Consider the following 13,333-nt stretch of genomic DNA (forward strand, 5'->3'; position numbering starts at 1 on the left):
GATTTGCTGCCACTTTGATTTTTCAAATATTCCTCATACTCTCGCACTTTGCTTTATTTGATTAACTTCTCTCTCACTTTGATACTTGACAAAACTATATATTCCTCATTTAAAAGATGAAGTAAATGAATATCTAAAAAGTGATATTCATTTAAAAATTGGAAGCCTCTTAAAGATTATCCAAAAAAGCAGAATAGATTTTATTGATAAAATCAGACCAACATTAGAAGAACTTGTATTAGATAATCATCAAGGTATTTTATTCATAAAAGAATTTATTATAAATTCAATCTACAAAGCAAAATCGCAATCTTACAAGACTTAGAAAAAGGATAGGTAGGAGATGATATTGAATGAAATTAATTTTATGATTGAAATAAAATGTCCTATTTTTTCATTTGATCTTTGACTGGTTTTTAAGGAAGTTTAGCAGTGGGTTTAGTAATGGCTGTTTGGAGTTTGGTTAAAAAGGGAATAAATTAATTAAAACAACAAGCAATATTATTATATATTTTGATGTAGATTAAGTTTTCATATAATAGAAATCTAAAATACAAATCAGAGTAGATTCTACACTTAAATAAGCAGATAAACTTTTTGCAAAATTAAGAACTAGATATGAATGCAGCAATAAAAAGTTTCTTAATCTGAATGATTGTTGATAATTCCATTCACATTATTTTGTATTTGTATGTTATTAACTTCAAGGTCAAATACAGCATAGATAAAAACTCCTACAACAATACATAAAGGAAAAGCAATCAGTATTTTTTTAAGATACATTCTTTGAAAGTTTTGCCAAAAATTCTCTTTGATAATTCCATCATAAGCTTTTGTAAAGGCTAATTCCTCATCAACATCATATAATGGGGAGAGAGAAGAGGCTATATTATTGCAAAAGAGCAAAATTCTTTCCTCGACATCTTTATTGTTTGAATATTTACCTTTGTAGCCCAATACAAGACAAGCATAAATAAACTCTAGAAAATCTTTATTTTTAGCAGGATTATTGAGCCAAGAAGATGTTATATTATAAAAATTATCCCCTCCTAGAGTTTCATCAAATAAACGAACAGTCAAAGTATTGTTTGCCCAAGAGCTATTTATAAAAAGTTCATTTTTCATTAACATTTCATCAATAAAAACACAAAGGCAATATCTAAGTCTAGTAATATCTTTTTCGTCATATTCTTTTAAGGCACTAAGTTTAGAACTCCAAGCTAAAATATCATTGATAATTTTTTCTCTAAAGGATTCTATGACGCTTGTATCAAGTAAGGACACTTTAGATAATCTAAAAGAGAGCAAAAGGAGTTCTAAACAATAATCAAGGACTTTATTATTTTTAAGACCATTTAAATTAGAATTTAAAAGTAAGCTAAATTCTTGTGTCTCTGTATTGGATTGTTTGTGCATTCTATTTCCTTAAAATACTGCCCACATTTTTATATCAGGATTTTTAATATTATTAGTGAGATAAATGCTTATGGTATTTTCTCCTTTTAAATGTTTGAATAATTCATCTTTTTTATCTAATTTATAATAAATATAGCCATTTAAATAAGGGATAGCTGAAGGGATATTTGGAATTTGAATAATATTTAACCCTTTGAGTTGAGTAGCTACTATATTTTTTATTTTGCTTTGTGCATGAATTTTACTCTGCGTTTTAAAGTTTTTCAGCAAATATTCGTGATTGACATCAGCATTAATAGCCAAAAAAAGTTCAGCTTCTTCTAAAATTCCAGCATTATCAAATAATAAATCATAGAAACCATTCCCATTGTCTATAAGTTTTGCCATTGCATATCTTGGAGAAGTAATTTTTGCAAATAGAATCTTGATATTATTAATTAAAGGAAAGAAAGTTTCGTTTAAATTATCGTGTTGGTAAGGGATAAACTCTAAAAAAGAGTTTTCAACACCAAATGCTCCGAGTTCTCCCTGAAATTCAATAAGTTTTTCATATAAATATTCAGGGTGCAGTTTATCTTTGTAGATAAGGTAAGAAAAAATTAAAAACCATTTTTTAAGAAGATTTAAAGACAAATAAGTGCTAAAATCTAAAGTATTTTTTGTTTGGTCAATACCCTTAAAAATTTCTCCAAGTATTTCTTTGTGTCGCTTGATGGAATATAGTGTTTCTTCTAAAAAAGACTTGATAATAGAAAATTTATTTATATTAATACAAGTAGGAATAAAATTTTCTTCAAGCTCTATTTTTTTATTTGAATCTATGTTTTTGATTTTAGCAATGGGAATTTCAAGTTCATCAGGTGTCGCATTGCCTAAAATTCCGAGTTTCAATCTTAAACTTGCAAGAGTTAAATTGAGTTTTTCTTGAGTAAAAGTTATATTTTGCAAATCTGTTTCATTTTTTAGTTCCTTTGAAATGCCCTCGCTATGGTCATCATCATAGATTCTTGAGGCAATAATACTCCTTAAGGTTAAATATTTGGAATTAGGTAAATTATTTTGTAAGGCAATATCGGCGATACTAGCAATACCTAGAGGAATTTTTAAGACTATAACCGAATTTTCTAATGATTCATAATTGATTTCTAAAGCTTCTGGAAGTAAATCTTGTTCAGGAGCATTAAAAATACTCCCATCTTTGGCTATTCCAGAAATTTTTTCTAATGCAATTTTGCCTTGTATGAGCATTTCATTAGAAAATTTTAAATCAATAATCCCATAAAGATGACTTAATACTTCAATAGTTTTTAGATCTATATTTCTTTGGAAATATCTTTCTTGTTGCTCAAAATGAATTTTATCAATATTTAAGCCATTAAACCAAGCAACTTTTAATTGATTTGCCATATTAATATCCTAAGTTCATTGGATTATTTGAATTCCTTCTTGTGTGATTTTAAATTTTAATATTTTTTTATTCCAAAATCCGCTTGCATCTTTCGTTTTCGCCCAAATCTTAGTTACTTTTTTTGTATTATTTGTATTATTGGCAAAGAGGGCTAAAATTCCAATATAAGGAACTTCTTTATCCTTAACTTTTATTGCTATAATTTCATCTTTGGGAGCAATTTGCAATCTGATTGAATCTATTTTGTCTTTCCCAAGAGCACCATCTTCTCTAGTAGTCAAATCTCGATCACTTGTTTCTTTAAATTTTTCGATATTCTTGAGTTTATAGATGACAAGAGTGATAGGAACATCATCCGATCTGTTGTTGAGATTTGATTTCTCAATGTTGCTAATTCTTACACTTACAGTGTTTGAACAAGACACAAATAAAAGGCACAAAATTAGAATTAGTATTTTTTGATACATATCACTAATATCTCCCTCTTTAAAATTTTTTAAACCTTAATGATGTAGTATTCTAGTATTTGATTGCTAAAACTTTTATAAAATTGTTTGCAAGGACTTAAGCCAATGTATTTTTTTAGTCATTTAAAGGATAACTTGGAAAATTTAGAAATTTATCATTTACTTGAAGACGAAATGTCAAAATATAAAACATTGAATCACGAAGATATAAAGTGGAACAATATCTATGAATATTCTTTAGAAATCCTGCAACAATTTTCTATGGACATTAGAATCTGTAATTATTTTGTTTTGTCTTGTATAGCATTAAACAATGAGGAATCCTTTGAAATAATGAATAAATTGTTTAAATCTTTAGCCAATATTTTACAAAATTCACCTGAAAATTTAGGCAAAAATGCTAATACTTTGAATGCTCAAAAAAGAAAATTAAAGAATATCATTGAGCATTTTATAATGGAATCTGACAAGCTTAATTTGTCGCATTCAACTCAAACGACAATAGATTTAAATCATACATTCAATCTTTTAGGGGAGATTTTAGGGTGTGATTTTAAAGAGATTCGGCTCAAGCAGTATATACAAGAAAGTAAAATCACATCATCACCTATCATAAAGCAAGTCGAATTGCAAACTCAAAATTTAAATATTGTTTCTTTTAGTGACAGAGAGTATAGAATATTTTTTAATAATTTAGCTTTTGAAATTTTAGAAGACGATAAAGAAAATCTTAATGCTTATGCTATGTTTGTTGAGGCAATGTGGGGTAGGATTAAAACGCTCCCTTCTCATAATGATGAAAATGTTACTCAAATTAAATATCCCGATAAAAATTTAATACAAATTTTGCTTCAAAATAATCTTAATGAATTGGAACATATTAAATGTTTTATGTCAAATCTTGTGTTAAACCCTTTTTGGATAGAGGGTTTAAAGTTTTTTTGTGAATTTTTACAGAAGCACAAAAAAGTAAATGCTTCCAATCTGCTTAATGTTTTGGCTAGGAATTTTTTGCTTAAATTTAAAGAGATTTCTAACCTTAAGTTTAATAATGGTAAATTTATGTGTGAAGAGCAGATTCTTAATTATTTTTTGAAACAAGACATAAACTTTAATCATACAAAGCCAAAAATAAATAAAAGTAAGCGGAATAATGGTATAAATGAAGTCTTAATTGGTATAAATACTCAAAACCATAATAATTCTTTGTTCTCAAATATAAATGCTTTGATTGAGATGGCTAGGCTTTTTGAAGAGAAAAATATGCAAAATAATGCCAAAACACTTTATATCCAAATAAAAGATTTAATGGAGAAAACATTACTAAAAGATTATTTGTCAGAAGATTATCTAGAAATTAAAGCAAAAATTGAAAAAATATAAAAACTTAGTTAGATTTTACATAATTTTAGTTACAATAAATATATAAAGAAATTTTAGAAAATAAGGATTTATAATGGCTGATGGTTCTAGTGCTCCAAAAGAGCGTATTAATATAACATATAAAGCAAAAACAAACGGACAAGAAGCAAATGTTGAGTTACCCTTAAAATTAATGGTAATGGCAAATTTGACAGGAGGAGATGATAAGCTACCTTTAGAAGAACGAGAAACCTTACAAATCAATAAGGTGAATTTTAATCAAGTAATGCAAAAATTGAACATTAGTTCTAAGTTTAGCGTTAAAAATACGTTAGGCAAGGGAGCAGAAGAGTTAGATGTTAATCTTAATATTTCTAGTATGAAAGATTTTTCTCCCGATAGTATCGCAAAGCAAATTCCAGATCTTAATAAGCTTATACAATTAAGAGAAGCTTTAGTGGCTTTAAAAGGACCTATGGGTAATATCCCAGATTTCAGAAAAGCGGTTTTGACTGCTTTAAAAAACAAAAAGACAAAAGAAAGATTGCTTTTAGAAATTAAAGAAGAAGCTAAAAAATAGGAGGAGTAAATGCCAAAAAATGAAATAAAAGTAGTTGATATGCCTGTTATTGAAAGCATCATGGAAAAAAGCAAATATTCAAAGAATGACGAAAGTTATAGTATAGCTAAAAGGGGTATCGCAGAATTTATCTCTGCTATTGTTGAAAATGATGATATAGAAGATAAAATCAACAAATTTGCTTTAGATGAGATGATAGCACATATTGATGATTTGCTATCTAAACAAATGGACGAGATTTTGCATAATGAGGAGTTTCAGAAACTAGAATCTGTATGGAGAGGCTTATATTTCTTGGTAGAAAGAACAGACTTTAATGAGAATATCAAACTTAGTCTTTTGAATGTAACCAAAGAAGAGGCTTTAGAGGATTTTGAGAATAATCCCGATATTACTCAAAGTATCATTTATAAGCATATTTATTCTTCAGAATATGGACAATTTGGTGGAGAGCCTGTGGGTGCTATTATAGGAGATTACCAGCTTAGTACAAGCAGCCAAGATATGACTTTCTTAAATAAAATGGCAAGTATTGCGGCAATGAGCCATTCACCATTTCTAACTTCTTGTGCTCCTAGTTTTTTTGGACTTGAGGATTACTCAGAGTTAGCAAATATTCAAGATTTAGGAGGTTTGCTTCAGGGTCCTCAATATACAAGATGGAGAACTTTTAGAGAAAATGAAGATTCAAAATATACAGGACTTATGGTAACAAGGTTTTTAACACGCTCTCCTTATAGTCCTGAAGAAAATCCTATCAAAAGCTTTAATTATAAAGAAAATATTCATAATTCACACAATCATTTATTATGGGGCAATTCAGCTTATGCTTTCGCCACAAGACTGACCGAAAGTTTTGCAAAGTATAGATGGTGTGGAAGTATTATAGGTCCGAAAAGTGGAGGGAGTGTTAAAGATTTACCCACTTATCTTTATGAAAGTTTTGGCACTATGCAAGCTAAAATTCCGACTGAAGTGCTGATTACAGATAGAAGAGAATATGAGCTTGCTGAAGCGGGATTTATTGCCTTAACCTTAAGAAGAGACAGCAACAATGCAGCCTTTTTCTCCGCAAATTCTGCTTTAAAGCCTAAAGTATTTCCAAATACACCTGAAGGTAAAGAAGCGGAAACAAATTATCGCTTAGGGACACAGCTCCCCTATATATTCCTTATATCAAGATTGGCACATTATCTTAAGGTTTTGCAAAGAGAAGAAATAGGTAGTTGGAGAGAAAGAACTGATATTGAAAATGGACTTAATGAATGGGTAAGACAATATATTTCAGACCAGGAAAATCCCCCTGCTGAAGTCCGAAGTAGAAGACCATTTAGGGGAGCTCAAATCAAAGTTGATAATGTAGCTGGAGAGACGGGGTGGTATAAGATAGGACTTAGCGTTCGTCCCCATTTTAAATATATGGGTGGAAATTTTGAACTCTCATTAGTAGGCAAGCTTGATAAAGAGTAGAAATGTCATTGCTTGGCAAAATTATTCATCAGCTAGATGAGCAATATCAAAATATTCCTTTTTATCACAATGAAATTGAGGATATTAAGAACAATATTCAGGTTTTACTTAATGCGAAGTTAGATGATTGTATTGTAGCCAATGATTTGGGTTTATCAGATGTTATAGAGTTTAATTTAAATGCAAGTGATTTATGCTCCAAAATGGCTAAAGAGATTCATTTTCTTATAAGCAAATATGAGCAAAGAATCAGAATTTTATCTATTCATTATGATAATTCTTTGACTCCTTGGAAACTTTCATTTTTTTTGCAATGTAATTTTTTTGAAGACCATTTTAAAGAAATTAATTTAGAAATTGTTTTTAAAAATGATAGGTATTGTGAGGTAATTTAGTGAATAATGAAGATGTATTTTACTATCAAAAAGAACTTTCTTATCTCTATCAGACAAGAGAATATTTTGTCAAAAAATTCCCAAAACTAGCACCATTTTTAGCACTTGATAGCAAAGACCCAGATATTGAAAGAATTATTGAAAATCTTGCTATTTTGACTTCTAAGATTCATCAAGAAATGGAGCAAAATATTCCTTATATAGCAGAATCTTTATTGAATGTGGTTTCCCCTAATTACACTAATCCATTACCTTCTTTGTGTTTGCAAGAGTTTTTTCTAAATAAAGACAGCAAAGAAAATAAGATTGTTGTTCCAAAAGGGAGTTGCCTTCGGTCTATTACCATAGAGCAAGTTGAGTGTGAGTTTAGAACGATTTATGATGTTTATCTCTACCCTTTAGATATTGATGAGGTATTTATGAGTAGCGAAAAACAATATCACACAATAGATTTGAGACTAAAAGTTAATAAGTCTGATTTAAAAATTTGTGATATAGGATTAGATTGTTTAAACTTATATCTTGGGGATGACATTTACACTTCTGCAACCCTACTTTTATTCATTCATCTTTACTTAGAAGAGATAAAAATTATTTCTTGTGATACTTCTGAGGAATTCAGGCTCAATCCTTACAATATTAAAGCAATAGGGCTTGAACCAAATGAAAGTTGCTTAATTTATGATGATTTAGGATTCGAGGCTTTTTCTTTGCTTAGGGAATATTTTTTTATTCCTGAAAAGTTTAATTTTATAAAAATACAAGGCTTAGATATTTTAAGAGATTGTCAGGGCACAAATTTAAGTATTCAGTTTAAATTTAATAAAATTTTTCCAAAGAATTGCATCGTTAGAGCTAATTTATTTTCTTTAAGTGTTACGCCTATTGTGAACATTTTTTCTAAAAATACAGAATCAATTATTAATGACCACACCAAAGATGGATACAGAATTTTTGTGGATAGAGCACATTTAGATTCTTATGAAATTGTAAAGATTAATCAAGTGAGAGCTCATAATAGTGATAGTGGAAGAAGAATACTTAAAAATTATAAGAGTTTTGAGCGTTTTGAGTTTTTAAAAGATAATCAAAACGAATTTTATAGTATAAGTGTTAGGAAAAATTCCAAAGGTGAGACCTATAAAGAAATCTCCTTTTTCTCAGAATATTCTTACAATGAGATAATTACTATTGATGCTTTGTGTTGCAATAAAAATCTACCCTCTAAACTTAAAATAGGCGATATAAGACACATTAATCTCAAAGATGTATCTACTAAAAATATTAAAATCCCAAGTATGATGAGAGAATATAGTGTTGATGGGCATTTGCTTTGGAAGCTTGTATCCATACTCTCTTTCAACTATCAAACCCTCCTAAATACAGCCTCGTTCTTTGGAGTATTGGAAAGTTATAGTTTTGTTAATGATAAAGAAAATGAAAAGACGCTTGAACTTTTAAAGAATTCTATTTTGTATATAGAATCCAAATCCACCTATCTCATTGATGAATATATCACCAAAAAGGGAACACTTTGTATAATGGGCATCAAAGATTCTAATTTTTATTCTTTGGGGGAAGTTTATAAATTAGGACTTATCATATCTAAATTTTTTGCTTCCTTTGTAAGTATTAATTCTTTTTGTGAGTTAAAAATAAAATGCTTGGATAGCAAAGAAATTTTGTATTATCCAGCCACTCGTGGCAAAAAAGTATCTTTATGAGCGACATAACTTATTTTACTTTTCACAAACTTCTTCACAAACTTCTTAAAAAATATGACAAAAAAGATATTTTTTTAAGAACCAATAAAAGCCTCAAACACCCTCATAAAGAAATTGAATATATTAAAGAAAACAAAGAATTTTTAATTGAAATAATGGTAAATTTTATGGGATTGCAAGGCAATACATCACAACTTCCTTCTTATATGCTTGATAAACTCTCAAGAAATGAAGACGGAGGTTCTGGTTGGACATTATTTTTTGACTTTTTTAACCATTACATACTTTGGCTTTTTTTTGAAAGTGTGAATTTAAAGAATTATCCTAGAAGTTTTAGGAAGGATTTTAGCGATTCTATTTCAAAAATTTTATTTTCTATGTTGGGCATTAATGATAAAGAAATTGCTAAAAATTACCTTCCTTTTGCACCTTTATTTTTAAGCTCCTCTCGCCCCAAATATTACATAGAAAAGGTATTGCAAAATAATTTCAATTTGTATAATAAATTGTATATCATTGAAAATCTTCCGCATCAGATTCTTATTGCCCCCTCCCAAAAAAATAAATTAGGCTTTAAAAATGATATTTTGGGTAAAAATTTTATTTTAGGCAACAAATTTCTTTCATATCAGAGCAAGATAGGCGTTTATATTAAAGATATAGAATATTATAGAGCTATGGAATACTTACCGAATCAAAATAAGCATAAAGAACTCAAAGAAAGCATATTATTTCTTACAAATCAGCAATTTTGCATTGATTTATATTTGCGTATTAATCATAATGAAAGAATGAATTTTATTTTAGGTGATGAAAATGTGGCAAAACTTGGTTGGGGGTTAGCATTGGGAAATTTTAAGAAAAAATATCATTTAATGTGTATCAAAATGTATGAATAAGTTTTTTCACATTCTTAATCAAGAAGGTTTTTTTATTGTTTTTATAGGTTAATTTTGTTTTAATACAAGAAAAAGGAATTATTAATGAATTTAATAGGTAAAAGTATTCAAGATAAGAATATTCCTTTTATATTAGAAACTGATTTACTCTATAGCTCTATTGTAGGTTGTCCTAATCCTCCTACCAAAAGGCAAGTGGCTTGAAAATCCCTCTCTATTCACAGCTCAAACTCAAATTAGAATCTAAGGGAATAGATTCTATTACAAGCGGACAGATTGCGTGGTTTGTTGCTAGTGCAATTGTAAGTTTTATTATCGGATTTTTTTGCTCATTATTTTTTTCCGCAAACTTCAATTCCTTTGAAGCCCCTAGAGTATTTTTATTTGCCCTAGTTTTTATTTTCTTTTTTTCTTGGTCTATCCTTACATTTATTCATAGAAAATTTATGCCTTTGGGCTTATGCTTTACTATCCTTTATCTTATCTCTGTATTTGTGAAAAATGCCACTTTATTGCTAATTGGAGCTTTCATAATTATACTATTTTGGTTTTTGTATAATAAGTCGTGTTTAAGGATAAAATTGTTATTGTGTGCCATATTTTTAATTTTTGGGTCAGTTTGGTTTATTTTATTCTTTTTTTTTACACATCAAGTCATATTAAGGTAATGGGGGTTTTATGCAATATTTTGTAACTATTTGTATAGACATTCTTTTTGAAAAAAGCTTAGTGGAGTTAGATGCTACCCACGCCTTTCTAGGACTTACTAAAGATAAATCGCCTAATGAACTTGATACTATGAAGTTTGAAAGAGAAACAAATAAACAAATATGGAGTTTTGAACTAAGAAAAATGATTTATATTAAAGAAGAATATAAATGGTATGATACAACAGAAACAAATGAATTTAATGATGGCTTTTATGGCTTTGCTCCTGTGGAATCTGATGTTAGCCATTGGGGTAAAGTTTTTGAGAATAATCATCTAAGGCGATAAATATGCAAGAAAAATTCAAATGGGGTAAATTTATTTTAGATTGTTTTTTGTGTTTTGGAATCTTAATAGTATTTTTTATGATAAAAGGTTGTTCTTATCCTACAAGTTATCGTGCCTTTATCCCTAAGGCTTTAGATTCTGAATATAAGGAATATCAAAGACTTTGTAAAGAAGAGATAAACAAGGTAGTGTATGCAAGACCTGCAGGAGAGGGGACTAGATTGGAGGATATACGTTTTGATTTTTCTGATTTTCTTGTGAGTGATTCTATTAGATTAAACATAGTGAGCGTTTTAGATAGAAAAAAAATTGTAATTATATATATACAAGCTTTTAGATATTACACCAATTGGAGTAAGACTTACTTTGTAAAGGGTGATGTGAGAAAATCTATATACTGCAGACCTTTTAAAGATTCGAAAGAAGAATATGATATAATAGAGGAAATAGCTTCTAAAAATAAAGAATATATAGGAGATGAGATGATTATCAAAGAAAAGGATAGAATATTTTATATGGATTATGCTTCTTCTCAAAAATATATCTCACAAATCTTTAAAGAAGCTATTAATGCAAAAAGCTCCTATTATATTGACTTGAAGGAATTCCAATGACCCACTCCCATAAATACTCTTTGGGTATTTATGTTAATAGAAATTTTGCTTCTAATGGTGGTAGTGGCAATCCCCATGTATTTTTAGGATTAAAAAAAGAAAGAGTAAAATGTAATGAATTGCAAATACAAATGAAAAAAGAACAATTAGAAAAATTGAAATCAAGTTATAGTAACAATGGATTATCTTTTGGTAATATACAAGAAAGCATTAAACAATATGAGCAAGATATAAAACAAATGCAATGTTTTATCAATGAAACTACTTTAGAAGATTTAAAAAAAGAATTAAGTCAAGAAAAGTATCAATACAATTTTACAAGCCATAAAAATTTTAAAGCGTGGAGCGATACTGACTTGAATGACAACAAAGATTTTGATAAAAACTTGCGAGAGACTTTTAATAATGACTTTACATTCCTTAGACAATGCTATGCTGATATTACAGAGCCATTCTTTGAATGGCTAGAACATATTAAAAAACAAAGCATTGCAGACAATATTGATTTTACTCAATTTGAAAAACTCTTTAATGAATTTGTAGAATCCCCTTATAGCAATATTTTCTCTATTGAGGGCTTTTTTGGTTTTGGACCTTATCAAACAGGATTGTTTAAAAACTACAAAGATGGTAATTTTCAAACAGGAGGCAAAGTCTTTCAAAATAATCATTGGAATGATGATTTTAAAGAAAAGACAGAAGTTCAATACGATAAACTTAAAGAGGAACTCAAAGATAAGCCACTACCTAGAATCCCTCTAAAATATAAAATAGACAATAAGAGCTATGACGACAAACAATACTTCATTTACAGCAAAGATTTTATTCTTACTGATTTACGCCCCTTAAAAACCTTTCAAGAATACCAAAGTGAAGTGATGAGCATTAGTGAAAGTCAATATAAAAAAATCTGTAAAAGCATTCTTTTTCAAACTCTCTTAACAAGTGATAAATTAAGAGAAAACCCTAAAATCTTTGGCGATAAAAGAAATACATTTAAAAATTACAAAGTGGTTGGTAATTCCTGTGTAGATTTCGTGCGAGATAAAATGCAAATAGCACAAATTATTACTAAGAATAACCATTCACTTACACCAAATCAGCTTTTAAATTATCTTAAAAAACTAGAATCAAAAAAAGATAAAAAAGCGAGAGCTGAACTTTTGCTCTACGATGTTGAACTTTACTATTATAATTTTCTTACCCTATGCAATATAGATTCTACTTGGGCTTGTGAAGAAGGATTAAAGTCTTTCAATCAATATTGTGAATTTCTTTTACATAGTAATCTTTTACATCATACAAGGCTTAATCGCCTTACAGATAACATTACTCATAATCAACTCAAATCTTTAGCAAGAAATACAGAAATAGAACACATAGAAGATGATGTTAATATGCGATTAAACACACATTTTTGTCTAGCTTCTTATTTTCAAGATAGATTAAAATATGAACCTCACTTGCAGACAGAAGTTGCTTTGATTATTTATGATGATGAGAAAGAGCATTATCTCAAAGCAGATTCTCAAAGTAAATTTGCTTTTAGCGAATTTAGCTATGATAGAAATATTCTTAGCCATAATATAGCATTATGGTATGAACAGCCTATCCTTTTTGCAAAAAATCCTTATCCTCTAGCAATACAAATTCAAGAAAATATTTTTGATAATTATCCAAAGTATTTTGCTCAATGTATTGTAGGTAATAAAAAAGACTATGGAGATTATAGAAACTTTTTAAAACAAGAGGAAGTGAGTAATGCCTAATATATTTATTGAAAGAAAAGATAAAGTATTTTTAGATGTCTTAGACTTACAAAATCAAGGTTATACAGATATACACTTTAAAGGTTTTCACCTCACAGGAGGCACAGAATCTCCCAATCCTCTTTTTCAATACTTCTTTGGTGAATTAGATAAAGACAATACCATTAAACAAGATACACCAAGTTATTACTTCTCCCCTAAAGATGAAGAAAATAATCTAGGCACACTTCTTA

13 protein-coding genes and 1 pseudogene are annotated in these 13,333 nt (G+C 28.7%); 10 read left to right on the forward strand and 4 right to left on the reverse strand.

Going from position 1 to position 13,333, the window contains the following annotated elements:
• Window positions 1–642 precede the first annotated feature (642 nt).
• The 3 genes from icmH to tssJ are packed head-to-tail and all read right to left on the reverse strand — an operon-like array spanning window position 643 to window position 3,291.
• Window positions 643–1,416 (reverse strand): type IVB secretion system protein IcmH/DotU, encoded by a 774-nt coding sequence (gene icmH / locus LS65_RS09250; protein ID WP_034361203.1) that lies wholly within the window; start codon window positions 1,414–1,416, stop codon window positions 643–645.
• 9 nt (window positions 1,417–1,425) lie between these two features.
• Complete coding sequence (gene tssK / locus LS65_RS09255; RefSeq protein WP_034361205.1) at window positions 1,426–2,823, reverse strand: type VI secretion system baseplate subunit TssK; 1,398 nt, start codon at window positions 2,821–2,823, stop codon at window positions 1,426–1,428.
• Window positions 2,824–2,838: 15 nt separating this feature from the next.
• On the reverse strand, window positions 2,839–3,291 hold the full coding sequence (gene tssJ, locus LS65_RS09260; RefSeq protein WP_034361207.1) for a type VI secretion system lipoprotein TssJ: 453 nt from the start codon (window positions 3,289–3,291) through the stop codon (window positions 2,839–2,841).
• 105 nt (window positions 3,292–3,396) lie between these two features.
• On the opposite strand from tssJ, the gene LS65_RS09265 reads away from it, so the two are divergent.
• The 6 genes from LS65_RS09265 to tssG all read left to right on the forward strand — a co-directional run bounded on the left by LS65_RS09265 (window position 3,397) and on the right by tssG (window position 9,721).
• Window positions 3,397–4,674: a type VI secretion system domain-containing protein gene (locus LS65_RS09265; RefSeq protein ID WP_201274356.1), complete on the forward strand. Its 1,278-nt coding sequence runs from the start codon at window positions 3,397–3,399 to the stop codon at window positions 4,672–4,674.
• 73 nt (window positions 4,675–4,747) lie between these two features.
• Window positions 4,748–5,233 (forward strand): type VI secretion system contractile sheath small subunit, encoded by a 486-nt coding sequence (gene tssB / locus LS65_RS09270; protein ID WP_034361208.1) that lies wholly within the window; start codon window positions 4,748–4,750, stop codon window positions 5,231–5,233.
• A 9-nt stretch (window positions 5,234–5,242) separates the two neighbouring features.
• Window positions 5,243–6,703 carry a type VI secretion system contractile sheath large subunit gene (gene tssC / locus LS65_RS09275; RefSeq protein WP_034361209.1) on the forward strand — a complete coding sequence of 487 codons (1,461 nt, stop codon included), beginning with the start codon at window positions 5,243–5,245 and terminating at the stop codon, window positions 6,701–6,703.
• Window positions 6,704–6,705: 2 nt separating this feature from the next.
• Window positions 6,706–7,098 carry a GPW/gp25 family protein gene (locus LS65_RS09280; RefSeq protein ID WP_034361210.1) on the forward strand — a complete coding sequence of 131 codons (393 nt, stop codon included), beginning with the start codon at window positions 6,706–6,708 and terminating at the stop codon, window positions 7,096–7,098.
• Window positions 7,098–8,822 (forward strand): type VI secretion system baseplate subunit TssF, encoded by a 1,725-nt coding sequence (gene tssF, locus LS65_RS09285; protein ID WP_034361212.1) that lies wholly within the window; start codon window positions 7,098–7,100, stop codon window positions 8,820–8,822. Before LS65_RS09280 ends, tssF begins: the two co-directional genes overlap by 1 nt.
• The gene (tssG, locus tag LS65_RS09290; RefSeq protein ID WP_034361214.1) at window positions 8,819–9,721 is read left to right on the forward strand and encodes a type VI secretion system baseplate subunit TssG; all 903 of its coding nucleotides are present in this window, start codon (window positions 8,819–8,821) and stop codon (window positions 9,719–9,721) included. The genes tssF and tssG overlap by 4 nt, the downstream gene beginning before the upstream one ends.
• A gap of 214 nt (window positions 9,722–9,935) precedes the next feature.
• On the opposite strand, the gene LS65_RS09955 is transcribed toward tssG, so the two are convergent.
• On the reverse strand, window positions 9,936–10,076 hold the full coding sequence (locus tag LS65_RS09955; protein WP_162549575.1) for a hypothetical protein: 141 nt from the start codon (window positions 10,074–10,076) through the stop codon (window positions 9,936–9,938).
• A gap of 323 nt (window positions 10,077–10,399) precedes the next feature.
• On the opposite strand from LS65_RS09955, the gene LS65_RS09960 reads away from it, so the two are divergent.
• From LS65_RS09960 to LS65_RS09965, 4 genes and pseudogenes are all read left to right on the forward strand, one after another.
• On the forward strand, window positions 10,400–10,717 hold the full coding sequence (locus tag LS65_RS09960; RefSeq protein WP_138129854.1) for a hypothetical protein: 318 nt from the start codon (window positions 10,400–10,402) through the stop codon (window positions 10,715–10,717).
• 2 nt (window positions 10,718–10,719) lie between these two features.
• Complete coding sequence (locus LS65_RS09300; protein ID WP_138129855.1) at window positions 10,720–11,331, forward strand: hypothetical protein; 612 nt, start codon at window positions 10,720–10,722, stop codon at window positions 11,329–11,331.
• Window positions 11,328–13,100, forward strand: coding sequence for a hypothetical protein (locus tag LS65_RS09305; protein ID WP_138129856.1), 1,773 nt, complete (start codon window positions 11,328–11,330; stop codon window positions 13,098–13,100). Before LS65_RS09300 ends, LS65_RS09305 begins: the two co-directional genes overlap by 4 nt.
• Window positions 13,093–13,333 (forward strand): annotated as a pseudogene (locus tag LS65_RS09965) (hypothetical protein); the annotation flags it as partial. The gene LS65_RS09305 and the pseudogene LS65_RS09965, both read left to right, overlap by 8 nt.

The organism is Helicobacter japonicus, from assembly GCF_000762845.2.
Classification (GTDB): domain Bacteria; phylum Campylobacterota; class Campylobacteria; order Campylobacterales; family Helicobacteraceae; genus Helicobacter_C; species Helicobacter_C japonicus.